Source organism: Nocardiopsis chromatogenes YIM 90109 (assembly GCF_000341185.1).
Taxonomy (GTDB): domain Bacteria; phylum Actinomycetota; class Actinomycetes; order Streptosporangiales; family Streptosporangiaceae; genus Nocardiopsis_A; species Nocardiopsis_A chromatogenes.
Genome location: NZ_ANBH01000025.1, coordinates 1 through 23,553, shown reverse-complemented (window position 1 = coordinate 23,553; position 23,553 = coordinate 1). Strand labels below are relative to the sequence as shown.

Here is a 23,553-nt window from a genome sequence, read left to right as displayed (position 1 = left end):
CCCGTATCCCCGACATACTGGGCGCCGTGGACACACGAAGTTCGGTTTTCGTCGGGCGCCGGGACCACGTTCGGAACCTGGCCGCCCATGCCCGCCGCGTCCTGAAGGACGGCGCGGGCGCGGTCCTGGTCGGCGGCGAGGCCGGTGTGGGCAAGTCGCGGCTGCTCCGCGAGTACGCCCGCGTCCGCCCCATGCGCCGCGCCGTCGCCGGGGGCTGCCCCGAACTCGGCGTCGAGGGGCTGCCCTTCGCCCCGTTCGCGGCCGCCCTGCGCCGCCTGGTGCGGGACGGGGCGGTCCCCGCCGCCGACGGCCCCGGTGAGCTGGCGCGGCTGCTCCCCGAACTGGGCGCCGCCCCCGAGGGCACCGGTGAGGGCCGTGCCCGCCTCTTCGAACAGGTCCTGGTCCTGCTGGAGCAGGCCGCGACGCCCGGCGGCCTCACCCTGGTGCTGGAGGACATGCACTGGTCCGACGCCTCCACCCGGGACCTGCTCGTCTTCCTCCTGGGCAACCTGGACTCCGCACCGGTGCAGATCATCGCCACCTACCGCACCGACGCCCTGCACCGCGGCCACCCGCTGCGGCGCCTGCTGCCCGAGCTGGAGCGCCTGCCCGGCGTCGTGCGCACCGAGGTGCCGCCACTGTCCCGGGAGGAGGTGGCCGAGCTCGCCGCAGGGCTGGGCGGCGGCGCCCTGCCCGACCGCCAGGCCGACCGGCTCTTCGAGCGCAGCGGCGGCAACCCGCTGTTCGTGGAGTCCTTCCTGGCCCACCCCGACTCCGCCACCGCGCCGGTCCCCGAGGGCCCCCGGGAGCTGCTGCTGGGCACGCTGCGCGCGCTGGACGCCACCGCCGTCGGCGTGCTCCAGGCCGCCTCCGCCGCCGGGGAGCGGGTGCACCACGCCCTGCTGGAGGAGGTGACCGGGATCGGGCCGGACGCCTTCGCGGCGGCCGTACGCGCCGCCGTCGATGCCAATGCCCTGGTTCCGCGCGGCGACGGCTACGCCTTCCGGCACGCGCTGCTCGCCGAGGCCGTCCAAGAGGACCTGCTGCCCGGCGAGCGCACCCGCCTGCACCGGCGCTACGCCGACGCCCTGGAGGCCGGGGTGGAGGGCCTGGACCCCGGCCAGGCGGCCATGCTGCTCGCCCACCACGCCTACGCCGCCCACGACCTGCCCCGCGCCTTGGAGGGCGCGTGGCGGGCCGCCGAGGCCGCACACCGTGGCGCGGCCCTGCCCGAACGGGTGTCGCTGCTGGAGCGCGTGCTGGAGCTGTGGGACCAGGTCCCCGACGCGCAGCGGCGCATCGGGTGTTCCGCCTCCGAGCTGCTGTACGTGCTCTCCCAGGCCACGCTCGACAACGGGTCGCCGCGCAGGGCGGCCGAGTACGCGGGGGAGGGGCTCAAGGCGTACTCCACGTGGGTGGACAGCGACATATGCGCGGTGCGCGCGGCACGGGTCATCCCCGAGGAGGACGCCCTGGCCATGGGGCGCCTGCTCCAGGCGCGCGGCGACGCCCGAAAGGAGATGTCCCAGGACGGGGCCCTGGAGGACTACGGTGCGGCGCTCCTGCGCCTTCCGGAGGGGCACCCGCTGCGCGCGCGGGTGACGGCGGGCCTGGCCACGACCCTCATGGTGCGGGGCCATGACGAGGAGGCCCGGCGCGCGGCCGAGCTGGCCCTCGAACGCGCCCGTGCCGCCGGGGACGTGCGCAGTGAGGCCGATGCCCTGATCACCCTGGGGAGCCTGCTCTCGCACACCCCTGACACCGACGCGGCCGTCGCCTCCATCGCGGAGGGGATCCGGCTGGCACGCGGGGCCGGGGCCGTCTCGGTCGAGCTGCGCGGCCGGAACAACCTGGCGGCCGTCTACGACCACGCCGGGCGCCCCGACGAGGCGATGCGGGAGAACCGCGAGGGGCTCGAACGCGTCGCCGAACTCGGCCTGACCAGGACCCAGAGCGGCGCCTTCGCCTTCGGGGTCGGATACCTGCTGTTCGGCAACGGTGACCTGGACGAGGCGGTGCGCCTGGTGCGCGCGCAGCGCCCCGACGCCAACCCGCGCAGCCAGGCGCGGCGCCACCGGCTGCTCGCGGAGGTCCAGCGGATGCGCGGCGCGGCGGCGGAGGTGGCCGAGGAGGTGGAGGCCGCCGACAGGCTGATGCCGCCGGAGAACTCGGCGCGGGTCGAGACCCTCGGCAACCTCGCCCCGCGGGCGTGGCTGCACCACGCCCGGGGCCGGATCGACGAGGGCCTCGACGCGCTCGACGCCCTCATGAAGGTTCTGGAGGAGGACCGCCCCTGGGCCGAGGGAGTGTGGATCGGGATGGCGCTCGCCACCACCGCCGAGCTGGTCCGCGACTTCGCGCGCGACGCCGAGGGGGACCCCGGGCGCACGGCCGCGGTGGACGCGCTCAAGCGGCGCATCGCGAGGAAGGCCCAGGACCTGCCGGACGAGGACGCGTCGCCGTTCATCATCCGGGTGGACATCCGGGCGGTACGGGCCTACCTGGCGATGGACGGCGACCCGCGGGCCGCAGAGGAGCACTGGGCCTGGCATGAGCGCGAGCTGCGCAGCCGCGGCCTGCGGGCCTTCCTGCTCCAGGCGCTCCTCGGCCGGGCCGAGTGCGCCCTCGCCCTCGGTGAGCGCGAACGCGCCGTCGCCCACCTGCATGAACTCCACGCCCTGGCCACCGAGTGCGGGGCGGGCCTGTACCTCCGGCGCGCCCGGCTGGTGATGGAGGGCCACGGCATCGAGCCGCCCGAACCGGGACCGGCGGCGGATCCGGCGCTCGGCGGGGGAGGCGACACGCCCGGGGGCGCACCGGGGAGCGGGCCCGCAGACGCCTCGGGGAACGCCCTTGCCGCGCTCACCCCGCGCGAGCGCGAGGTGCTCGTCCAGGTCGCGCAGGGGCGGACCAACCGGGAGATCGCCGACGAGCTGGTCATATCGGCGAAAACGGTGAGCGTCCACGTTTCCAACGTGCTCGGCAAGCTCGGTGTCGCGAATCGGAATGCGGCCGCCCGCAAAGCGATCGATTCCGGACTCGTCTGAGCGACCTCGGAAAATGCCCCATATAGCGGCGTAAGGTGGGAGGCCATCGGCCGCGGCCCCGGCGTGCCGGGCCGCTCCAGGCGGTCTCCAGGGCATTCGCCCTGTACGTGGGAGGGTACTTCTGGCATAAACTGTTCGCAGCAGCGGCCTCCCGAATCGCATTCCACTACTGCGGCCATCTCGCGCAAGGAAGGAATTCCGTTGTGAGTGGGCACCCCCCGTCCCCGGGTGCGGCACGGACCGTCGAGGCGGTCCCTCCCGCGCCCCCCGCGCGCCCGATCCGCGTCCTGCTCGTCGATGACCACGCCTTCTTCCGCCGCGGACTGGTGTCGGTCCTGGAGGAGGAGCCCGACATCGACGTCGTCGGCGAGTGCGGGAGCGGCGAGGAGGCCGTGCGCCAGGTCGCGCGCCTCACCCCGGACGTGGTCCTGATGGACGTGTGGATGCCCGGCGGAGGAGGCATCGACGCCTGCAGCGGCATCCGCGCCCACGCCCCCCGGGCCAAGATCACCATGCTCACCATGAGCGACGAGGAGGACGACCTCTTCGAGGCCCTCAAGGCGGGCGCCGACGGCTACCTGCTCAAGGAGATCAGCGTCGACGAGCTGCCCGACGCGGTCCGCTCCATCTGCGACGGCCAGTCGTTCATCAACGCCTCCATGGCCACCAAGCTCATCGGCGAGTTCACCACCCTGGCCAAGCGCGACGGGGCCGAGCGGCGCCGCCCGGCCCCCCGGCTCACCGGACGCGAGACCGAAGTGCTGCGCCTGGTGGCCCGGTGCTTCAACAACAAGGAGATCGCCGACGCGCTGTTCATCTCCGAGAACACCGTCAAGAACCACATCCGCAACATCCTGGAGAAACTCCAGTTGCATTCGCGGACCGAGGCCGCGGTGTATGCGGTCCGGGAGAAAGTGCTGGAAATCGACTGACCCGGCCGGGCGCCGCGGGGATTCGCGGCGCCCGGAACCAGGGCCCGGAACCGGCGCCCGCCCAAAACCCGGACCCGGGCCGAGGGCCGAGCCCCCGNCCCCGGCCCGGGCCCGCGGCTCGGCGGCGCCGCCTCCGGCGCCCGGCGGCGGCCTACAGCGTCGGCAGGTACCGCTGCAGCTCGTACGGGGTGACCTGGCGGCGGTAGGACTGCCACTCGGCCTTCTTGTTCCGCAGGAAGAAGTCGAAGACGTGCTCGCCGAGCGTCTCGGCGACCAGCTCACTGCCCTCCATCGCGCGGATGGCCTCGTCCAGGCTCTGCGGCAGCGGCGCGATGCCCATCGCCCGCCGCTCGGCGTCGGTCAGCGCCCACACGTCGTCCTCGGCGCCGGGCGGCAGCTCGTAGCCCTCCTCGATGCCCTTCAGCCCCGCCGCCAGGATCAGCGCGTAGGCCAGGTAGGGGTTGCACGAGGTGTCCAGCGACCGGAACTCGATCCGGCTGGAGTTGCTCTTGGTGGGCTTGTACATCGGCACCCGGACCAGCGCCGACCGGTTGTTGTGCCCCCAGCACACGTAGGCGGGCGCCTCGCCGCCGGCCCCGGCCGACGCCGCGGCGTTGTCCCACAGCCGCTTGTAGGAGTTCACCCACTGGTTGCACACCGCCGTGATCTCCGGGGCGTGCCGCAGCAGCCCGGCGATGAACCCGCGCCCCACCTTCGACAGGTGGTACTCGGCGCCCGGCTCGTGGAAGGCGTTGCGCTCCCCCTCGAACAGCGACATGTGCGTGTGCATGCCCGACCCCGGGAACTCGGTGAAGGGCTTGGGCATGAAGGTGGCGTAGACGCCCTGCTCCATCGCCACCTCCTTCATCACCAGCCGGAACGTCATGATGTTGTCGGCGGTGGTCAGCGCGTCGGCGTAGCGCAGGTCGATCTCCTGCTGGCCGGGCCCGCCCTCGTGGTGGCTGAACTCCACCGAGATGCCCATGGCCTCCAGCATGTTGATCGCGTTGCGCCGGAAGTCGTGCGCGCTGTTGTGCGGCGTGTGGTCGAAGTAGCCGCCCGAGTCGTTGGGCTCGGGGAACTCCCCGGGATCGGGCATCTTCTTCAGCAGGTAGAACTCGATCTCGGGGTGGGTGTAGAAGGTGAAGCCCAGGTCCGAGGCCTTGGCGAGCTGGCGCTTGAGCACGTGCCGCGGGTCGGCGTAGCTGGGGCTGCCGTCGGGCATGAGGATGTCGCAGTACATCCGGGCGGTGCCGTGCGGCTCGTTGCGCCAGGGCAGCACCTGGAAGGTGGACGGGTCCGGCTGGGCGAGCATGTCGGCCTCGTGCACGCGCGCGAAGCCCTCGATGGCCGAGCCGTCGAACCCGATCCCCTCGGTGAAGGCCGCCTCCAGCTCGGCGGGCGCCACCGCCACCGACTTCAGGTACCCGAGCACGTCGGTGAACCACAGCCGGACGAACCGGATGTCGCGCTCCTCCAGGGTCCGGAGCACGAACTCCTGCTGTCGATTCACGGGTTCACCTTCCTCTGTCGTACGTCGGGGTGCGGACGCGGGCGGCCCGGGGAATCGGACCTACACCCAGTCTGCCCACCTCAGGTTTCCGGCGCATTAACGCAGGTGGGTCGCGAGGGCCCCGCAGGCCCGCGTCCGAATTATCACAGCCGTGCGGGGGTGTGCGCCCGGCCGCCGGGCCCGGACCGGGCTACCCTCGGTGGCGTGGCACAGCTCAGAATCGCGATGGCGCAGGTCAACCCGGTCGTCGGCGACCTGGAGGGCAACTGCGCGATGGTCGCCGACTACGCGCGGCGGGCCGAGGAGGCCGGGGCGCACCTGCTCGTCTTTCCGGAGATGGTCGTCACCGGCTACCCGGTGGAGGACCTCGCGCTGCGCAACTCCTTCGTCTCGGCCTCCATCAAGGCCACTCACGCCCTCGCCGAGCGGCTGGCCGCCGACGGCCTGGGCGACCTTCCCGTGGTGGTCGGGTTCCTGAGCCGCCGCGAGGGCGTCGGCGCGCGCTTCGGCCAGCCCGCCGGGGCCCCGCAGAACTCCACCGCCCTGCTCCACCAGGGCCGGGTGGCGCTCACCTCCGCCAAGTACCACCTCCCCAACTACGGCGTGTTCGACGAGTTCCGCAACTTCGTTCCCGGCGACGCGCTGCCGGTGGTGCGGGTGCGGGGCGCGGACGTCGCCATCGCCGTCTGCGAGGACCTGTGGCAGGAGGGCGGCCCGGTCACCGCCGTGCGCGCCGCCCGCGCGGGCATGCTGATCACCCTCAACGGGTCGCCGTACGAGCGCAACAAGGACGATGTGCGCCTGGAGCTGTGCCAGCGCCGCGCGCGCGAGGTCGGCGCCGCGGTGGGCTACGTGAACATGGCCGGGGGACAGGACGAGCTGATCTTCGAGGGCGACTCCCTCATCGTCGACGCGGAGGGCGACCTGGTCGCGCGGGCGCCGCAGTTCGAGGAGACGCTGCTCGTGACCGACCTGCGGCTGCCCGACGCCCCGGTGCCCGCGCCGGACGTCCGGGAGGCCGACGGCATCCGCATCGTCCGGCACACCGCCTCGTCGGCCCCGGCGGAGCCCTACACCCCCGCGGAGCCCGTCCTCACCCCGCGCCCCGACCCGGTGTCGGATGTCGGGGAGGTCTACCAGGCCCTGGTCGTGGGGCTGCGCGACTACGTGCGCAAGAACGGGTTCGCGAGTGCGCTGGTGGCGCTGTCCGGCGGCATCGACTCGGCGCTGACCGCCACCATCGCCGTCGACGCGCTGGGGGCCGAGCGGGTGCACGGTCTGCTGCTGCCCAGCCGCTACTCCAGCGAGCACTCCTTGGCCGACGCCATGGAGCTGGTCGAGCGGCAGGGCATCACCGGGCGCACGGTCCCCGTCCAGCCGATGGTGGACGCCTTCACCGAGGGGGCGGCCGGGGCCGGCGTGGAGCTGGAGGGGCTGGCCGCGGAGAACCTCCAGGCGCGGGTGCGCGGGACCCTGCTCATGGCGCTGTCCAACCAGGAGGGCCACCTGGTGCTGGCCCCCGGCAACAAGAGCGAGCTGGCCACCGGGTACTCCACGCTCTACGGGGACTCGGTGGGCGGCTACGCCCCCATCAAGGACTGCTGGAAGACGCTGGTGTGGGAGCTGGCCCGGTGGCGCAACGCGGAGGCGGCGCGGCGCGGCGAGGTGCCCCCGGTCCCGGAGAACTCCATCGCCAAGGCGCCCAGCGCCGAGCTGCGCCCCGACCAGCTCGACAGCGACTCGCTGCCGGACTACACGGTGCTCGACGCGCTGCTCGACGCCTACATCGGCACCGACCGGGGGTACCGGGAGCTGGTCACCGCCGGGTACGAGCCGGAGCTGGTGGCGCGGGTGATCCGGCTGGTCGACCGGGCCGAGTACAAGCGCCGCCAGTACCCGCCCGGCCCCAAGATCAGCTCCCGCAACCTCAGCCGCGACCGGCGGGTCCCCATCACCAACCGCTGGACCCCCTGAGGCGCTGCACCCTTCCCCGATGATCTCGACGAAAGTGCTGTCATTCCGGCGATTTTGACAGCACTTTCGTCGAGATCATCGCCGTGTGGGACAGGGGGAGGGGGCCCAGAGGTCAGGAGGCTCTTCCCTCAGCGGCGCCTGTCGGAAGGGGGGCGGCGGGTCTACGCTCACGGCACACCTCGGAGGGGCGGAGGGCGCCGATCGGGCGGCCGGGCTCCCCGGGCCCCGTAGTCGCCGGAGCGGGTCCCCTCCGAGCGGTCCGGCGTGGACCGAGAGGGTACGACCATGGTCGCTCGAACCCCCGAACGCATCGTGCAGGACATGAGCGAGCGGCGCGGCCGCGGGGCCAAGCTCCGCGCCAAGCTGGAGAAGAACCGGGACCGCAACTGGCTCCTGGCCCTGACCACGCACTCCTTCGGCAAGTTCGCCGAGAAGCAGCGCCTGTCCGACCTGGAGAAGACGCTGGTGAGCGCGTTCCTGGACAACGGCTACACGGAGGAGGAGCTGCGGACGCTGGGCGAGGCGTCCGAGCTCATGCCGCAGAACGTGCGCCAGGACGTGTACCCCGGGCGGTTCGCGCGGCTGGACGTCAAGTCCTCCTACTCCTTCGAGGACCTGCGCAAGGACGCGCCGGAGATCGTCCGGGCGACGATGGCGATGCCCAACCTCACCGTGGTCGACGCGGACGAGGCGCACAAGGCGAAGGTCTCGGCGAAGGAGCTGCCGCGGCTGAACAAGCGGGCCGTGGCCGAGTACGGCGCCGAGTTCCTGATGGTGCAGGCGCCGAGCGTGAGCGCGGCGGCGGCGCCCAGCGGGTTCTTCACCATCAAGGCGACCGAGTTCCGGTGCAACGACGAGACCGGGGCCGACTTCTGGGGTTCGGACGAGTCGTACTGGATCTTCGCGACGCTGGCCGAGGGGACGACGGTGACCACGAAGAGCCGGACCTTCGGCGACGTGGACTCCGGTGACCGGCGGACCTTCAGCGCCGCGGACGGCAACATCTGGGGGCCCAACGGCGGGGCGCAGCGGTTCCCGGAGGGGCAGATCGGCACGATGATCCAGCTCTGGGAGCACGACCACGGCGACCCGGAGAAGATCCGGAAGGGCGTGGCGGCGGCGTTCGCGGCGGCGGCGGGCGTGCTGGCGGCCTCGGGCGTGGCGGCCTGGATCGGCGCGGTCGTGGCCGGCGTGGGGGCCGTGGTGCACGAGCTGCTGGCGTTCCTCGACGACGACCTCATCGGTGAGCAGACGTTCGTGTTCCACACGACGACGCTGGCCAAGCAGGTGCGCAACGTCGGGGACACGCAGACCATGACCCGTAGGTTCACCGACGGGGACGGGGACTACACGCTGACGATCGTGACGACCCGTACGGGCAACTGATGGAGTAGGCGCCTTCACGAATGACCGGCCCCGGGCCCTCCCCATGGACCCGGGGCCTTTCCCGGTGGCGTCATTCGTGGATCCAGACCCCTGGGACACCTTCTATCCAGCCCAGTGACCGCAGGAGCGAGTGGCCGGGTTTCGCGGCCCGCCGAGGCGGGTTTTCGAGTAGCCAGACGAATTTGTCGATGTCGTTTTCGATGATGGTGGGCGCATCGTTGGACCGGGAATCCTTCCGTGTTGCGATGAAAAGATTCTCGGTGAAACGGATGTTCCACTTTTCTCCGTATCGGTTTCGGAGGATGTCGAGGACGAGGTCACGAGGCGTCATGCCCTGAGAATCCTCCCCATGGAGTCGATGGACCAAGGGACTGTCCACGCCCGTCCATGACCGTCCCGCCCTGTCCACACTCCGGAGTCGCACGTCGGTGGCTTGATAGGGGATGTCAGAGTTATCCCCAGGGGTGAATCGTTCTTGAGCGCCCGTATGTACGGCGTTCTGGGACCTGCCACACTGTCCAATGTGAGCAGCTTCGGTGAAGACCTCCGGTCCCTTCGAGAAGCGGCGGGCCAGTCCCGAGAGGCCATCGGCCGCGTGGCCGCGTGCTCCTCCAGCATGGTGGCGAAGGTCGAGAACGGGCACCGGTCCCTGCGGCGCTCGGCCGTCCAAGCGGTCGATGCTCACCTGGGAGCATCCGGCCGCCTCTTGGAGTCGTTCGACCGGGACCGGCACGAGGCGCTTCCGAGCTGGGTGAAGGCCGTCGCCAGCTCGGAGGCCAAGGCGTCGGCCGTTGCCGTGTTCGCGTCGGCGACGGTTCCAGGGCTGCTCCAGACGCGGGCGTACGCGACCGCCTTGATCGCCGCCGGGGACCCCGGCAACAACCCTGAGGCCGCCGTCGAGTCGCGGTTGGGGCGCTTGGCGGTGCTGCGTGGGAACGGCGCGGACGTTCACCTGGTTGTGAGCGAGGCGGCGCTCCGCTGGCGGGTCGGCGGCCCGGGGGTTATGAAGGAGCAGCTTGAAGCGCTGATCCTCGCCGAGGGTGTCCGGCTGCAAGTGATCACGAACGACTGCCCGTCCGCTGCGTGGGCCGTCGGAGACATGAGTCTTCGATTCTTCAAGGACCGGCCGACCGTGGCCTACGTGGACGACGCGGCCGGAGGGCGGACCATTGCGGACGTCGAGACGGTCTCCCGACTTCAAAAGGTCTGGGCCGAACTCACTGCGTTCGCGCTTTCCCCCACAGATGCCAGAGCCTTCATTGAAAGGGTGAGAGGTGCTTACGAGCGACTGGAATAAGGCGAGTTACAGCCGTGCACAGGGTGAGTGTGTAAGAGCCCGATTGGATGAGGAGGAGATTCAGGTCGGGGACACGAGAAACCCGGAGGTGCTCGGCTTTCCTGCGTCTGAGTGGCTCGCGCTGCTCAAGTCCCTTCAATAGCCCGACGGCCGTGCGGTGAGGACGGCCTCGGGGGCGAGGACCCCGAGGCCGATTCGCTCACGCCATCCCCATCTCCCGGGCGCGCGCCCCCGCGGTGGCCCGGTTCGGGACGTCCAGCTTGTTCAGGATGTTCGACACGTGCACGCTCGCCGTCTTCGCGGTGATGAACAGCTCCTCGGCGATGGCGGCGTTGGTCATCCCCCGCCCCAGCAGGCGCAGCACCTCCGCCTCGCGCGGGGTCAGCCCCTTGGGCAGGGGCGGCGGCGCGGTCCCCGCCCCCTCGGCCAGTGCCACCCCGGCCCGGCGGGCCAGGTCCTCCGCGCGGCGGCGTACCGGCCGCAGACCGCAGGCGTCGGCCAGCTCCACGGCCTCACGCAGCGCCCCGGGGGCCCGCGCCCGCCGCTCACCCCCGGCGGCCACCGCCTGCTCGGTGTAGTTCACCAGCGCATCCGCCANCAGCGGCCGCCACCGTTCCACCGCCTCGGCCCACAGGTCCGCCGCATCTTCTGCGGGGCGGCCGTCCACACAGGCCAGACGGGCGAGGACGGTGGCCCGCCTCGCCTCCAGGACCGGACCGCGCAGCGGCGTCCCGTCCACCGCATCGGCGATCAGGTCGCGCAGCTCCGGCACCGGGTGCGGCCGCTCGCCGGAGGCGGCGGCCTCCTGCAGCAGCGCAGCGGAGATGTCCATGAGCTGCCACCCGTACCCGGGCCCGACCTCCAGGTCCATGTTGCGCAGGATGTCCACCGCCTTCTCGGCGGCCTCCTGCAGCGCGCCCTCCCGCCGCAGCAGCTCCACCTGTGCGGCCAGAGCGAGCTGGACGATGTGCAATTGCTTCTGCGGATGCGGTCCCATCGACGGCATCCGGGCCGACTCCGCCCGGGCCCGGTCCAGGTCACCGCGCGCCAGCGCCGCCTGTATCGCCTCCGCCATCAGGCAGACGCGCACCTTTGGCGAGGGCGACAGGGACAGCCCCTCGGCGACCCACCGCTCGGCCTCCTCCAGGTCGCCCGTCTCCACATAGGTCTCGACGAGGTTGGACGCGGCGAAGGGCATGCTCACGCTCATCATCCCCATGCCGCGCACCCGGTCGATCGCCTGCTGGAGCAGTGTCACGGCCTCACCGTGCAGCCCGTATTCGCGCAGGAAGTGGGCGAGGATGGCCAGGGCGGTGGTCTCGATGGCGGGCTCGCCCAGTTCCCGGGCGAGCGCGGCGCCCTCTTCCATGGCCTTGCGGCCGCCCTCGAAGTCGTCGGTGCTGAACAGCGCCGAGCCGACCGTCACCAGGGCGTCGGCCTCGGCGCACCGGTTGCCTTCGGCGACCGCGCGGTTGAGCGCGCCCTCGGCCAGGTCGAGCCGGGTCACCCGGCCCTCCTGGGCGCCGATCAGGTTGCGCAGCGCAAAGATCTCCGACGGCTCGAGGTCGGGGCGGCGCATACAGCCCCGGGCCAGCAGCGACAGTGCCATCGAGTAGCCGGGCGCGTCGAGCGGGTAGATCTCCAGCGCCGAGAGCAGGTCGTCCATGCCGCGCCCGTCGGCGCAGTCGAACCGGGCCTGGGCGCGGCGGCGCAGCAGCAGGGCGCGGCGGCCCATCAGTTCGGCACCGCCCTCCTCGGGCAGCTCCGCCAGGCCTTCGTCGCACAGCTCGATGGCGCGGATGGGGTCGCCGCTCTCCATGGCGGCGGCCGCCGCGCGGCCCAGTACGTCCACCCGGTCGGTCCCGCCGGTGCGGTCGGCGGCGTCGGGCACCCGGTCCCACAGCTCCAGGACGCGCTCCAGCATGCGCCCCTCTTCGGCGTAGGCGAGCTTCTCCCCCGCGTACACCGCCGCCCACCAGGCGGCGCTCAGCGCGCGCGGCAGGTCGTGCGCGGCCCGGTAGTGGTGGGCCTGCTCGGCGGCCAGGCGGTGGGAGGGGACCACCTCGGGCAGCGCGTCCAGGGCCTCGGCGAAGGCCAGGTGCAGGCGGGTGTGGCGGCCGGGAAGCAGGTCGTCGTGGACGGCCTCGCGCAGCAGGGCGTGCCGGAACCGGTAGCCGGTCTCGGTGACCCGCAGGATGTTGGCGTCGACCGCGCTGCGCAGGGCGGTGTCCAGCTTGTCGTGGGGCAGGCCGCTCACCTGGGCGAGCAGCTCGTGCTCGACATGGCCTCCGCTGACGGCACCGACCGCGGCGGTGCGCACCACGTCGGCGGCGGGGTCGTCCAGCCGGTGCAGGGCGGTCAGCAGCAGCTCGCGCGGGCGGTCGGGGACGGGGGAGTCCATGAATCCGGGCTGCTCGGCCAGGGACTCCACGAACAGGGGGTTGCCCTGGGAGCGCGCGTGCAGGGCGGCGGCCTCGGCGGGGGAGGGGTCGGCGCCGCGCAGCGCGGCGGCCAGGCGCGCGGATTCGTCGGAGGTGAGCGGGCCCAGGTCGATGCGCTCGACCTCGGGCAGGCGCTCCAGTTCGGGGAGCAGGCGGCGCAGCGGGTGGTCGCGGTGCAGCTCGTCGGTGCGGAAGGTGGCCACCAGCTGCACGGGGGCGGTGTCCAGGCTGCGCACCAGGAACACCAGCAGGTCGCGGGTGGAGGCGTCGGCCCAGTGCAGGTCCTCCAGGACCACCGTCAGGCCTTCGTCCCCGGCGGCGTGCACCAGGGCGAGCAGGACCTGCTGGAAGAGCAGGCCGCGTGCGTTGCGGCGTTCGTCGGGGGCGGGGCCGAGCTCGGGGAGCAGGCGCGGCAGCTCGTTGCCGCCGCCCGCGGCCTCGGCCAGGCCGGGGCCCAGGTCGCGGAGGAGCTGGCGCAGCACCGCGACGAACGGGGCGAAGGGCAGGCCGTCCACGCCCAGCTCCAGGCAGCCGCCCGCGACCAGGCGGCCCTGGCCGGCGGCGCCGCCCGGGCCGGTGCCGCCGGCGAGTCGGGCCCCGAACTCGGCGAGCAGTCGGGACTTGCCCACCCCGGCCTCGCCGCCGATGAGGACGGTCCCGGCGCGTCCGCCGCGCGTCCGGCGGGCGTGGGACAGCAGGCGGTCGACGTCGTCGGCCCGTCCGACGAAGACGGGGGCGGTGTCGCGGGGGGACATGCCAAGGGTGGACATGGCGTCCATTATGGGGTCGGACACGGACATCGCGCCGTTCCTTTTCTCACCCTCCGAGACGGGTGGGGCCGTTGCTGCGCGGTTCCCGGTTCCCGGCCTCGGCGGGCCGGGAACCGGGCTCACCGGCGGCTCTCGGAGGAGGTGCGCGGGCGCGGCAGCCAGGATTCGGCGGCACCGGCCCTGCCGAGGAAGCCGATCAGCGCCTCCAGGCGGGTGGCCGGGTTGCCGCCGCCGGGGCCGTACCCGGAGGGGGTGTCGACCTCGGGCCGGGCGGTGCGGGCCTCCCGCTCGAAGTCGGCGATCCGCTCGCGGGCCACGGCCGCGGTCACGTCGGGGTGCATCATCGTGGGTCCCTCCCTGTGCGGGCCGGTCCGTCCGGCTCGCTGTGTGTCTAAGACTCGTTCTAAGGAGGAGGGCCCGACATCGGGCGGATGCCTTAAATCGGTGGTCCGGGGCGTGTCCGGGACCACACGGGCGCCTAAGAGGGGCGATCGGCGCCTTATGGGCGTGTCGCGGAACGTGAATGAGGCATTGCGGGTAGTTGTCGAATCCGGAGTCCGGTAAGCCGGACACGGGATGCTCTCCGGGGGATGCGATGGGTGTGGCCCGTTCACGAATACGCCGATGGGGTCCGGTCGCGGCTGCGGCCGCGGCGGTCCTGCTGTCGGGCGCGGGGGTCGGTGCCGTCGACGCCGCCTTCGCCGACGGCGACGACACCGGGGGAGGCACGAACGGTACGGGCGGCGAGGCGGGCGCGGTGAAGACCGGGGGCGGGGACGGCGTTCCCGCCCTGTCCATCGAGGTGACCGACGGCTTGGACGGGATGGAGCCGGGGGACGTCACCGAGTACACGGTCACCCTGCGCAACGACGGGGAGGAGAAGGTCGAGGGCATCTTCCTCTCCCAAGGGCTGCCGCCGGAGATGGAGCTGGTGGAGACCGACGGCGAGCGGTACGGCAAGCCCGGCGGCGCGCTGGAGGACCTGGCCGTGTGGACCGTGGACCTGGGGCCGGGGGAGAGCGCGACCGGCCGCACGGAGGCGCGCCTGGCCGACCCGGGCGAGAAGGTGTGGCGGGTCGCCGCCACCGCGTGCGCGCAGGAGCGCGAGGACAGCCCGCCGGTTGTGTGCGCGACCGACGCCAACCTGATCCCGCGCACGCCCGAGCCGTCCCCGGCCGAGGCGGCGGCGGTGGCCGCGACCGAGTCGGGCCCCATGCTGGGCCGCACCGAGGGGGCGGTCCTGGCGGGGCTGGTGGTGGGGGCCGGTCTCGTCTGCTTCCTCTGGCGCTGGAGGAGGGCCTAGCCGGGGCGTGGCCGAGTCTCGGCCGATTCGCACGGTGCCGACCGCCCGGGGGAGCTACGGCGTCCGCACGACGGGCGTCGCCGGTCGAGTGCCTGCGGATTACGCCTGGAGATGTTCGCCCAGGGGCGTGAGACCAGTACGCGCCGAGGCCGCGGCTTCGTATCCGTCGTGCGAGGAGATCTAGCGTTCGGGACCGCCCCGCCGGATGATGCGGGCGACCACTCACCTCTTGAGGGGGAGGGGCCATGGCACGTGGCGGCGAGGGACGGTCCGAGGGCGGCGGCCGGGCGCGCGCCACGTGGCGGTCGCGTGCGGCGGGTGCCCTGAGCAGTCTGCGTAGGGCGGGCGTGGCGGTAGGGGGGAAGGTCGGCGACGCGATCCGCTGGGCGGTCGGCTTCGCGAAGCGGGCCCCATGGAAGGCACTGGCGCTCGTCGTCTTCACGGCCGTCCTCGGCCCGCTGCTGGCAGGGATCGCTCTGGAGTTGCTGAAGCCGGTCGTCGGCCCGAATGGGGAAGGACCCACGGCCTCCCCGACCCCGTCCGCGGAAGGGCGCTCCGTGCCGAACGGCGATGGGGCGCCGCCGGTCGAGGTGCTTTCTGTCGAGGTGTCGCACTCGGAGGAGGGAGATCTCTGGGTGTCCCCGGACCCGGTCCGCTTGGACGAGGGCGAGCTGGCGGAACTGGACCGGCTGAAGAGGGAGGACCGGCAGGCCTATGCACGGCGAATGCGCGCCTACGGTGCTGGCGAGGTCGGCCGGGAGAACATCCGGGCCGTCCTCAGGGGGGCGCGCCCGGAAGGGGTGCGAATCATGCAGATGCGGGCGGAGAGGGAGTGCGGCCCCCCAGACTCCGGAACACTGTTCTACTCGCCCGACGCCGGTCTGGATCCTGTTGAGAGCGCCTACTTCGACCTGGACTCGCCGGATCCTGTGGCCCAGAGGGTCGACGAGTTCAACGAGCCTGTGGGCGAGTTCTTCGCGGGCGACACCTATGAACTGGAACAGGGCGAGGAGGTCGTGTTCGACATCATCGGCGCCACCCGGGACCAGGCGTGCGAGTTCACCATCGGGCTCGACGTCCTCGCGGACGGTGAGCGTTCGACCGTCTCCATCGACGACGAAGGAGAGCCGTTCCGGGTGAGCGGGCGCGCGTCGGCGGGGGACTATGAGGTCGCCTATGTGGGCGGAGTGGTCTCGGAGGGGACCTGGGAACGTATCGACGGGGAGATCGAGGCTCTCGACCCCTGGGGGGAAGAGTTGGACTGATCGGCCGGGGCCGTGCCGCGGCGGCGCGTCAGTCGGCGAGGACTTGGTCGACCAGGCTCTCGGCCCATTCCGGTGTGGGGTCGCCCGAGGAGAAGAAGACCCGGAACACGATCGGCGCGGTCACCCGGTCGGTGACCGTGTCGGCGTCGGGGTGGGGCTCCCCGCGCTCGGCGGCGCGGTCGAGGATGGCGCGGATCTTGACCTGGCAGTACCGGTTGCACTGCTCGGAGTTCTCCTCGCCGTCGCTGGCGACGAGGTCGCGCACGTACTCCCGGCCCGGCGAGGAGGAGATCTCCTCCAGGTACTGGCGGGCCCACGCCTTCAGGTCGGTCTCCAGGGCGCCGGTGTCGTCCGGCGGGTCGTCGGGGCGCATGCGCTCACGGGCGACGTCGGCCAGCAGCTCCTGGAGCGTCCCCCAGCGGCGGTAGACGGTCGAGGGGGTCACGCCCGCGCGCTGGGCGACGAGCGGCACGCTCAGCTCCGCCCGCGACCGCTCGCTCTGCAGCTCGCGGACGGCGTCGTGTACCGCCTGCTGGACGCGGGCGCTGCGCCCGCCGGTGCGGGTTCCCTGGATCGGACTCACACCGCCAGTCTAACGCAAACTCTTTGCTTTAGCGCGGGGGTGGGGTGTAGCGTCCTAAACGCAAAATCTTAGCGTTAGTTCCGGGGGAGACCCATGTCCACGACCACTGTGCGCCCCGCCCCGCCCCGCCGCCGGGCGACGGGCGCGTCCGCCGCCGCATTACTCGCCGCCACCCTGGTCACCTTCCTGGGCGCCTCCGCCGCGCCCACCCCGCTGTACGCCCTCTACCAGGAGTCCTGGGGGATGGCCCCCAGCTCCACCACCGTCGTCTTCGGCGTCTACGCCCTCGGCCTGCTGGTCGCCCTGCTGGTCGTCGGACGGCTGTCCGACCACGTCGGCCGCCGCCCGGTGCTGCTGGGCGCCATCGCCCTGGAGGTCGTCTCCGTCGCCGTCTTCCTGGTCGCGGGCGGCCTGACCGCCCTGATCGTGGCGCGGGTGCTGCAAGGGGTGGCGACCGGCGCCGCCACCGCCGTCATCGGTGCCGCGATCCTCGACGTGGCCCCCGCCATCGGGCCGATCATCACCGGCGCGGCCCCGGTGGCGGGCATGGGCCTGGGCGCGCTCGGCTCCGGGGCCCTGGTGCAGTTCGCGCCCGCGCCCATGCGGCTGGTCTACGCCGTGGTCATCGTCCTTCTGCTGGTGGAGGCCGTCGGGGCCGCGCGGATGGCCGAGACCGCCCAGCGCCGCCCGGGCGCCCTCGCCTCGCTGCGCCCGACGGTCAGCGTCCCCGCACAGGCGCGGCGCGCCATGCTGGTCGCCGCGCCCATCGACATCGCCGTGTGGGCGCTCGGGGGCTTCCTGATGTCCCTGGGGCCCGCGCTGACCACGCAGGTGACCGGCTCGCACGCGCCGATGGCGGGAGGTGCCGCGGTCTTCGCCCTGACCGGCAGCGGCGCGGTGGCCATCCTCGGGCTGCGCACCGTCCCGGCGGTCCGGGTCATGCTCATCGGCGCACCGGCCCTGGCGATCGGGCTCGCCATCCTGCTGGCCGGGGCACAGTTCGGGTCGGCGGTGCTCTTCTTCGCCGGGGCGGTGGTGTCCGGGCTGGGCTGGGGCGCCGGGTTCCAGGGGGCCCTGCGCACGGTCCTGCCCCTGGCCGAGCCGCACGAGCGCGGCGGGCTGATGTCGGCGTTCTACGTGCTGAGCTACCTGGCGCTGTGCCTGCCCGCCATCGCGGCCGGGATCGCGACCGACCGGTTCGGCCTGACCGCGGTGACCGACGTGTACGGCGCGGCGCTCATCGTCCTGGCGGCCCTGGCCATGGCCGGGACCCTGGCCATGAGCCGCTCCCTGGCCGCGCCCGCGGCGGGCCGGGNGGGGGCGCGGGGGCCCCCCCCGCCCGCCACGGGGGCGGGTCGGCGGGCGCCTCTGCCGCGTCCGGCCCCGGCTCAGTCCTCCGCCATGTCCACCACGGTCCAGTCCCCGTCGTGGTCGACGACGGTGCACGTGTAGTCCCTGTGCTCCGTCCCGCCGGAGCGGTAGTCGATGTCGACGCTGCCGACGACGTCGAACTCCCAGTACGGGCCGGACTCCGTCTCGCCCTGCCCCGTCCGGGCGACCTCGGGGGAGGCGTCGAACTCCGTGTCGGCCGGGGAGTCCAGGTAGCGCCGGATGTGGTCTTCGCACGCGGCCGCGGCGTTCTCGGGGGTGGGCTCCGAGGCGCCGCACGCGCCCAGGGGCAGGGCGGCCAGGAGGAGGACGGGGGCGAGGCGGGCGGGGTGCATGCGGCTCCGATCCGGGGATGTCTGATCAGAGGATAGACGTCCGACCTTTCCTCGCCGCCGGGCGGCCGCACCCGGGATCAGCCCTCCAGGTTCATCCCCCAGATGCCGACCAGGAGCAGCAGGAAGTCGAGCAGGAAGAACGAGGCCCCCAGCCAGAATCCCCACAGCGCCAGGACGCGCCCGCGCAGCCCTTGGGTGTGGGTGAAGCGCAGCGCGAGGGCCCCGGTGATCGACGCCGCTGCGGGGATGATCAGGAACAGCCCGAACAGCGGGGTGCTCAGGGCGGCGAGCACACCGAGGATGAGGGCGCCGACGGCGGACGCGGACAGGCGCGGGCGGAACCCCGCATTCGGGGGATGGTGCAAGACGGCTCTCCATGGGGGTGATCGGGGCGGGGCACGAACTCCGAGATTATGAGGAGCGCCGCACTGCGCGGAAACGGGCGCGGCGCGCGGCGAGGGGGCAAGCTGGTCCGGGGAAAGGTGGTCCGGGGAGGGACGACGAGACCGGGGGAAGGGGACCGGAGTGTCCGATACGGCACTGGCCGAGGTGATGGCCGAGCTCGCAGCGCTCGACGACCCGAAGGTGCGCGAGGTGAACGCCAGGCACGGCGACGACCACGGGGTGAACCTCACACGCCTGCGCGAGGTGGCCAAACGGCTCAAGACACAACAGGACCTGGCCCGGGACCTCTGGGCGACCGGCGACTCGGCGGCGCGGCTGCTGGCGACCCTGATCTGTCGGCCGAAGGCGTTCGAGCGCGATGAACTCGACGCGATGCTGCGCGAGGCCCGCACGCCCAAGGAGCGCGACTGGCTCGTGAACTACGTGGTCAAGAAGAGCCCCCACGCCGACGGCCTGGGCGGCGGCCCGGACACCACCTGCACCGAGCACGAGGCGCACAACCCCGGCGGTCAGTACCGGAGCAAGCACCACGCCCTGTTCGTCCACCCGGGCACCCCGGTCGCGATCCGGGTCCGCCACAACGGCGGCTCGGAGGCGAAGGTCATCCACTGCCAGCTGAAACTGGCCGTCCAGGACGACGTGGCCACGCCGCCGTGACCGCCACCCGCCGCGCGGCGCATGCCGCGCCGCCGGTCGAATCGCAGGTCCTCCCGCGCATCCGGGGCACACTACGCGCTGTAGTAGCGTCTGGGGCATGGCATTCGTTCACTCGCTTCTCCTCTTCCTCCACCTCCTCGGCATGGCCGGGATCGTCGCCGGGTTCCTGATGCAGGTCGCCACGGACAGCGCCAAGGCGCCCAAGGCGATCCTGCACAGCTCGCTGCTGCAGCTGGTCACCGGCCTCATCCTGGTCGGGCTCGCGGAGATGGGCGGCGGCGCCGTCGACCACATCAAGATCGGCGTCAAGCTCGTCGTCGCGCTCGCCGTGGTGGTCGTCGCCATCCTCAACGTGCGCAAGCCCGCCACCAAGCTGGGCGTCACGGCCGGTGCGCTCGCGATCGTCAACGTCGCCGTCGCGGTCTTCTGGGTCTGAGGCACCCGAAGCCCGACGGCGCCCGAAGCGGCCATCGCGGGGCGGGTTCCGCGTCCCGGCCCGTGTCCGGTCCCGTCCGCCCGGCACACCGCAGGCGGCTCGACCTCCAGGCGGCCCGCGCCCCTGCCGGGGTGCGGGCCGCCCGTCGTTCCGCCCCGGCTCTCCGGCCGTCGGCCCCGCCCGGAAAAATCACGTGCCCCAACGGCGCCCCATCCGGGATGGTTGCACCGCACACCGCCACGGGAGGGCCCATGGAACCGATCTCGCTTCAGACCCGCCTCATCCAGGCGACCGGCCGCGTCCCGTCCCGCCCCGGCGCCCCGTCCGGCGACGGCTCGGCCGTCGCCCGGCAGATGGACGCCGTCCTGCTCACCGTGGGCTTCGCCTGCGCGCGCGACCTTCTGGAGCACGTGTCGGCCATGGAGCCCGGCGCCGCGTTCGACACGGCGGCCGACGTGCTGGCCGCCGCGCGCCTCCAGGTCGGCGACCACGTCCGGCACAACGTCTACTTCGTCGACTTCCCGGAGAACGTGCCCGACACCCTGGACTTCTGGGCCCAGTGCATCGCCGACGCGTTCGTCGGCCCCGACGGCGAGGAGATCACCGTCGAGGACCTTCTGCCGGACGGCGTCCCCGGGCCGGTCTCCCTGACCGAGCTGCCGACCTACGGCCGCTACCAGCACACCTACGCCGACCTCCTCGCCCGCCACGAGGCCCTCGCCGCCTCGTCGGAGGACCGCGTCACCGTGCTGCGCCTGGGCGGCCCTTTGGACGACGAGGCCCACCGCCTCTACCTGGACATGGCGGCCTCGCCCGTCCCCCACTCCGACGACGGCCGCGACCTGCTCGCCGCCCTGGCCGCCCACTGCGCCGACCGGGAGCAGCCCGAGGCGGTCCCCGTGCGGGAGAACCGCGCCCTGGTCAACCGCGCGCACCTGGAGCACGGGCGTGCCCCGGACGTCGACACCGTCACCGACGTGCTGCGCCTGGCCTGCGCCCTCTCCGACGGGGACGTTACCCTCGCCGAGCCGACCCGCTTCACCTCGCCGCGCCGCCGCGACCGCCGCGCGCTCCTGGCCGCCCTGGACCGGGTCGTCGCCGAGGCCCCCGCCAAGCTCGGCGACGTCAACCGGTACGCGAACCGGTGGAAGCGGCTGGGGGAGCGGCTGCACCCCCACGAGTACGCCGAGTTCCCCAACGCCCGGCAGGTGTTCGCCGTCGCGCGCGGGGACCGGCGGGCGCCCTCCCCGGAGGGGCGCATCGAGGCGGCCTTCGCCGCCGCGGACCTCGACGAGGCCGTGCGCCTGCTGTCCGCGTCGCCCGGCATGCTGGTGCGCTCGCTCGACCGGCTGCTGCGCCTCGCCGGGCCCGAGCGGGCCGACACCGTGGCGAAGGCCCTGGCCGGAGCCGCGCCGTCGGTGGCCGGGCGGGTGCTGCTGAGCGCCCGGGCCCATCTGGACCCCCGCCGCGGCTCCGGCGCGCCCCGGGTGTTCGCCAACCGGGGCAGGCGCGCGTGGATCGTCCCGGACGGCCGGGCGCCGCTGGGACGGGACACGGCCACCGGCGCGGTCGGGACCCTCGACGCCGAGATCGCCGCCCGGCTGCCCGCCGCCGACCGTGTCCTGGTCGATCCGGAGGCGCTCCAGGTCGCCCTGCCCACGGCCGGCGCGCCCGGCCGCACGGACGGGACGGGGGTGCTGCCGCGCGGATCGACCACGGCGGTCGACGGGGACCGGCTGCGGTTCTTCGTGCACTGGCGGCAGGCCCGCCTGACCACCGACCTGGACCTGTCGGTGCTCCTCCTGCAGAAGGACTTCACCTATCACGGCCAGCTTTCGTGGACCGAGCTGGAGGGACACGGCGGCAAGCACTCCGGCGACATCGTCGAGGCGCCGGAGGGCGCCACCGAGATGATCGACCTCGACCTGTCCCGGGTCGGGGCCGCCTACGTGGTTCCGCAGGTGGACCTCTACGAGGGGGAGGGCTTCGACGAGCTGGCCGAGGTGTTCTTCGGGTACATGACGCGCGGAGCGAACCGCAAGGGCAGGCCGTTCGAGGCGCGCACCGTGCGGATGAAGTCCGACCTGTCCGGGAGCGGGCGGGTGGCGCTGCCGCTGGTGTTCGCGCGCGGGGGCACCCGGAAGAAGCCCCGGTGGCGGGCGCGGTGGACCCACCTGTCGCTGACGGGGGAGCCGGACTTCAACCGGGTGGAGGCCAACAGCCTCAGCACCGGTCTCCTGGCGCGCGGGATCATGGAGCGCCCGTACTTCACGGTCGCCCAGGCGGTCGAGCTGATGCGCGGGCGCGGGGCGAAGGTGGAGGAGTACCAGGGGCAGCGCGGAGGCGAGGGGACCGTCTACATCGGGCTGGAGCGCCCGGAGAGGCTGCGGGAGCACGTGGCGGCGTTCACCCCGGACCGGCTGGGAAATCTCCTTTCCCACTGACGTGGGCCTGGACTAGGCTCACCGCTGTGAGGCCATGGCGGAGCTTCCTTCTCCTCTCCTTGTAATGGTCTAGCGCCGCCCCTTTCCTCACATCGCGATCCGGGAGGCCCGGCGCCGAGGCGCCGGGCCTCCCGCGTTCCGGCGGGGGTCCCGCCGGGATGGGAGGCCGTGCATGGGGCGCCAGCGAGCACACCGGCGATCGAGAGACCGGTGCTCCCACGACGGGGCGCCCCGCCCCTACTCGCCCCGGTATCCGCGGGCCCTGTGCGCAGGGTGCGCCGGTCGGGCGACCGATCTGGCCGGACGCCCGGTCAGGATGGGGAACACGGGCTTCAGCGGCGGCTTCAAGGCGGTCCACGCCGACGACGGCTCCGACTGCCGCCAGGTCACCGACGACGGCCGGGTGCTGATCGACGGGGTCGAGTACCGGGCCGGTGAGGCGCACATGGGCGGCATCGTCGTCCAAGCGGAGGCGTGAGCCCTCCACGGAGGCGGCATCCGCCGGGGTGCGGCGGGCCTTGGCGACGATCTCGACAAAGGTGCAGTCGAACCGGCGATTTCGACAGCTCCCGTCGAGATCATCGCGAGGCGCCTCGGCGCCCTCATCCGTCGTAGAAGACGCGCTCCATCACCGTGCGGGCCCGGCGGGTCGCCTGGCGGTAGTCCTGCAGCAGTTGCGCCGCCGCGCCCTCGCCCTCGTCGTCGGTGCGGTAGCCCAGCGCCTCGGCCACCGCGCCCGCCTCGCCGGTGTCCGAGGGGATCGAGTCCCCGGGGCGCCCCCGCACCAGCATGATCATGCCGCGCACACGCGCCGCCAGCCGCCAGGCGACCTCCAGCGTGCCCGCGTCGTCGGCGTCCAGCAGGTCCGCCGCGACCGCCGCCTCCAGCGCCGGGATCGTCTCCGTCGTGCGCAGCTCCGGGACCTCGTAGGCGTGCCGGAGCTGGATGAGCTGGGCGACCCACTCCACGTCGCTCAGGCCGCCCCGGCCCAGCTTGGTGTGGAGCGCGGGGTCCGCGCCGCGCGGCAGCCGCTCGGCCTCCATCCGCGCCTTCAGCTTGCGGATCTCCAGCACACCGGCGGCGTCCACCCCGCCCTGCGGGTAGCGCACCGGGTCGACCATCTCCCTGAACCGCGCGCCCAGGTCCGCGTCCCCGGCGACCGGGGCCGCCCGCAGCAGCGCCTGCCGCTCCCAGGTCGCCGCCCACTTGTCGTAGTAGGTCCGGTAGGAGGCGAAGGTGCGCACCAGGGGGCCGCTGCGCCCCTCCGGGCGCAGGTCGGCGTCGACCACCAGGGCCGGGTCGGCGGCGGGCATCTCCAAGAGCCGCCGCATCTCCCGGACCAGCGCCTCGGCGTACCTCCGCGCCTCCTCCGGGTC

General features: G+C 73.1%; 21 protein-coding genes. 13 read left to right on the top strand and 8 right to left on the bottom strand.

What is annotated here, in order from left to right:
• The first annotated feature begins 26 nt into the window (after window positions 1-26).
• A complete protein-coding gene (locus tag D476_RS39600) occupies window positions 27-3,047 on the top strand; it encodes a helix-turn-helix transcriptional regulator (protein ID WP_017622377.1) in 3,021 nt (1,006 codons plus the stop codon).
• Between the two features lie 203 nt (window positions 3,048-3,250).
• Window positions 3,251-3,979 (top strand): response regulator, encoded by a 729-nt coding sequence (locus D476_RS0102330; protein ID WP_017622376.1) that lies wholly within the window; start codon window positions 3,251-3,253, stop codon window positions 3,977-3,979.
• 151 nt (window positions 3,980-4,130) lie between these two features.
• Here the strand turns inward: D476_RS0102330 and D476_RS0102325 are convergent, their stop codons facing one another.
• On the bottom strand, window positions 4,131-5,492 hold the full coding sequence (locus tag D476_RS0102325; protein WP_017622375.1) for a glutamine synthetase family protein: 1,362 nt from the start codon (window positions 5,490-5,492) through the stop codon (window positions 4,131-4,133).
• Window positions 5,493-5,696: 204 nt separating this feature from the next.
• On the opposite strand from D476_RS0102325, the gene D476_RS0102320 reads away from it, so the two are divergent.
• On the top strand, window positions 5,697-7,466 hold the full coding sequence (locus tag D476_RS0102320; protein ID WP_026123151.1) for an NAD+ synthase: 1,770 nt from the start codon (window positions 5,697-5,699) through the stop codon (window positions 7,464-7,466).
• 285 nt (window positions 7,467-7,751) lie between these two features.
• The gene (locus D476_RS0102315) at window positions 7,752-8,852 is read left to right on the top strand and encodes a hypothetical protein (RefSeq protein ID WP_017622373.1); all 1,101 of its coding nucleotides are present in this window, start codon (window positions 7,752-7,754) and stop codon (window positions 8,850-8,852) included.
• A 70-nt stretch (window positions 8,853-8,922) separates the two neighbouring features.
• Here the strand turns inward: D476_RS0102315 and D476_RS35940 are convergent, their stop codons facing one another.
• Window positions 8,923-9,183 (bottom strand): hypothetical protein, encoded by a 261-nt coding sequence (locus D476_RS35940; RefSeq protein ID WP_192826343.1) that lies wholly within the window; start codon window positions 9,181-9,183, stop codon window positions 8,923-8,925.
• Window positions 9,184-9,375: 192 nt separating this feature from the next.
• Between D476_RS35940 and D476_RS0102310 the strand changes: the two genes are divergently transcribed.
• Window positions 9,376-10,149 carry a helix-turn-helix domain-containing protein gene (locus tag D476_RS0102310; protein ID WP_160167430.1) on the top strand — a complete coding sequence of 258 codons (774 nt, stop codon included), beginning with the start codon at window positions 9,376-9,378 and terminating at the stop codon, window positions 10,147-10,149.
• Window positions 10,127-10,291 (top strand): DUF397 domain-containing protein, encoded by a 165-nt coding sequence (locus D476_RS35935; protein WP_083939381.1) that lies wholly within the window; start codon window positions 10,127-10,129, stop codon window positions 10,289-10,291. The genes D476_RS0102310 and D476_RS35935 overlap by 23 nt, the downstream gene beginning before the upstream one ends.
• Window positions 10,292-10,348: 57 nt before the next feature.
• Here the strand turns inward: D476_RS35935 and D476_RS0102305 are convergent, their stop codons facing one another.
• A complete protein-coding gene (locus tag D476_RS0102305) occupies window positions 10,349-13,345 on the bottom strand; it encodes a helix-turn-helix transcriptional regulator (protein ID WP_449289390.1) in 2,997 nt (998 codons plus the stop codon).
• A 134-nt stretch (window positions 13,346-13,479) separates the two neighbouring features.
• Window positions 13,480-13,704 (bottom strand): hypothetical protein, encoded by a 225-nt coding sequence (locus D476_RS0102300; protein ID WP_017622370.1) that lies wholly within the window; start codon window positions 13,702-13,704, stop codon window positions 13,480-13,482.
• 251 nt (window positions 13,705-13,955) lie between these two features.
• Between D476_RS0102300 and D476_RS0102295 the strand changes: the two genes are divergently transcribed.
• Together D476_RS0102295 and D476_RS0102290 are read left to right on the top strand one after the other, a co-directional pair.
• Window positions 13,956-14,663, top strand: a complete 708-nt coding sequence (locus D476_RS0102295) for a DUF11 domain-containing protein (protein WP_017622369.1) — start codon at window positions 13,956-13,958, stop codon at window positions 14,661-14,663.
• 347 nt (window positions 14,664-15,010) lie between these two features.
• Window positions 15,011-15,928, top strand: coding sequence for a hypothetical protein (locus tag D476_RS0102290; protein WP_239648570.1), 918 nt, complete (start codon window positions 15,011-15,013; stop codon window positions 15,926-15,928).
• Between the two features lie 28 nt (window positions 15,929-15,956).
• Here the strand turns inward: D476_RS0102290 and D476_RS0102285 are convergent, their stop codons facing one another.
• Window positions 15,957-16,511 carry a TetR/AcrR family transcriptional regulator gene (locus D476_RS0102285; protein ID WP_017622367.1) on the bottom strand — a complete coding sequence of 185 codons (555 nt, stop codon included), beginning with the start codon at window positions 16,509-16,511 and terminating at the stop codon, window positions 15,957-15,959.
• Between the two features lie 93 nt (window positions 16,512-16,604).
• On the opposite strand from D476_RS0102285, the gene D476_RS0102280 reads away from it, so the two are divergent.
• Window positions 16,605-17,963: an MFS transporter gene (locus D476_RS0102280; protein ID WP_017622366.1), complete on the top strand. Its 1,359-nt coding sequence runs from the start codon at window positions 16,605-16,607 to the stop codon at window positions 17,961-17,963.
• On the opposite strand, the gene D476_RS0102275 is transcribed toward D476_RS0102280, so the two are convergent.
• Both D476_RS0102275 and D476_RS0102270 read right to left on the bottom strand, forming a co-directional pair.
• Window positions 17,900-18,235, bottom strand: coding sequence for a hypothetical protein (locus D476_RS0102275; RefSeq protein WP_017622365.1), 336 nt, complete (start codon window positions 18,233-18,235; stop codon window positions 17,900-17,902). The genes D476_RS0102280 and D476_RS0102275 overlap by 64 nt on opposite strands.
• A 77-nt stretch (window positions 18,236-18,312) precedes the next feature.
• Entirely contained in the window at window positions 18,313-18,600 is a 288-nt protein-coding gene (locus D476_RS0102270) for a hypothetical protein (RefSeq protein ID WP_017622364.1), read from the bottom strand.
• Between the two features lie 160 nt (window positions 18,601-18,760).
• On the opposite strand from D476_RS0102270, the gene D476_RS38370 reads away from it, so the two are divergent.
• The 4 genes from D476_RS38370 to D476_RS38365 all read left to right on the top strand — a co-directional run bounded on the left by D476_RS38370 (window position 18,761) and on the right by D476_RS38365 (window position 22,655).
• Window positions 18,761-19,297 (top strand): DNA alkylation repair protein, encoded by a 537-nt coding sequence (locus tag D476_RS38370; protein WP_017622363.1) that lies wholly within the window; start codon window positions 18,761-18,763, stop codon window positions 19,295-19,297.
• A gap of 97 nt (window positions 19,298-19,394) precedes the next feature.
• Window positions 19,395-19,733 (top strand): hypothetical protein, encoded by a 339-nt coding sequence (locus D476_RS0102260; protein ID WP_017622362.1) that lies wholly within the window; start codon window positions 19,395-19,397, stop codon window positions 19,731-19,733.
• Window positions 19,734-19,984: 251 nt separating this feature from the next.
• Window positions 19,985-22,177 carry a TerD family protein gene (locus D476_RS0102255; protein WP_017622361.1) on the top strand — a complete coding sequence of 731 codons (2,193 nt, stop codon included), beginning with the start codon at window positions 19,985-19,987 and terminating at the stop codon, window positions 22,175-22,177.
• Between the two features lie 316 nt (window positions 22,178-22,493).
• Window positions 22,494-22,655, top strand: coding sequence for a hypothetical protein (locus D476_RS38365; RefSeq protein WP_017622360.1), 162 nt, complete (start codon window positions 22,494-22,496; stop codon window positions 22,653-22,655).
• Between the two features lie 124 nt (window positions 22,656-22,779).
• Here D476_RS38365 and D476_RS31830 read toward each other — a convergent pair.
• A partial coding sequence (locus tag D476_RS31830) for a [protein-PII] uridylyltransferase family protein (protein WP_017622359.1) occupies window positions 22,780-23,553 on the bottom strand: 774 nt, incomplete at its 5' end.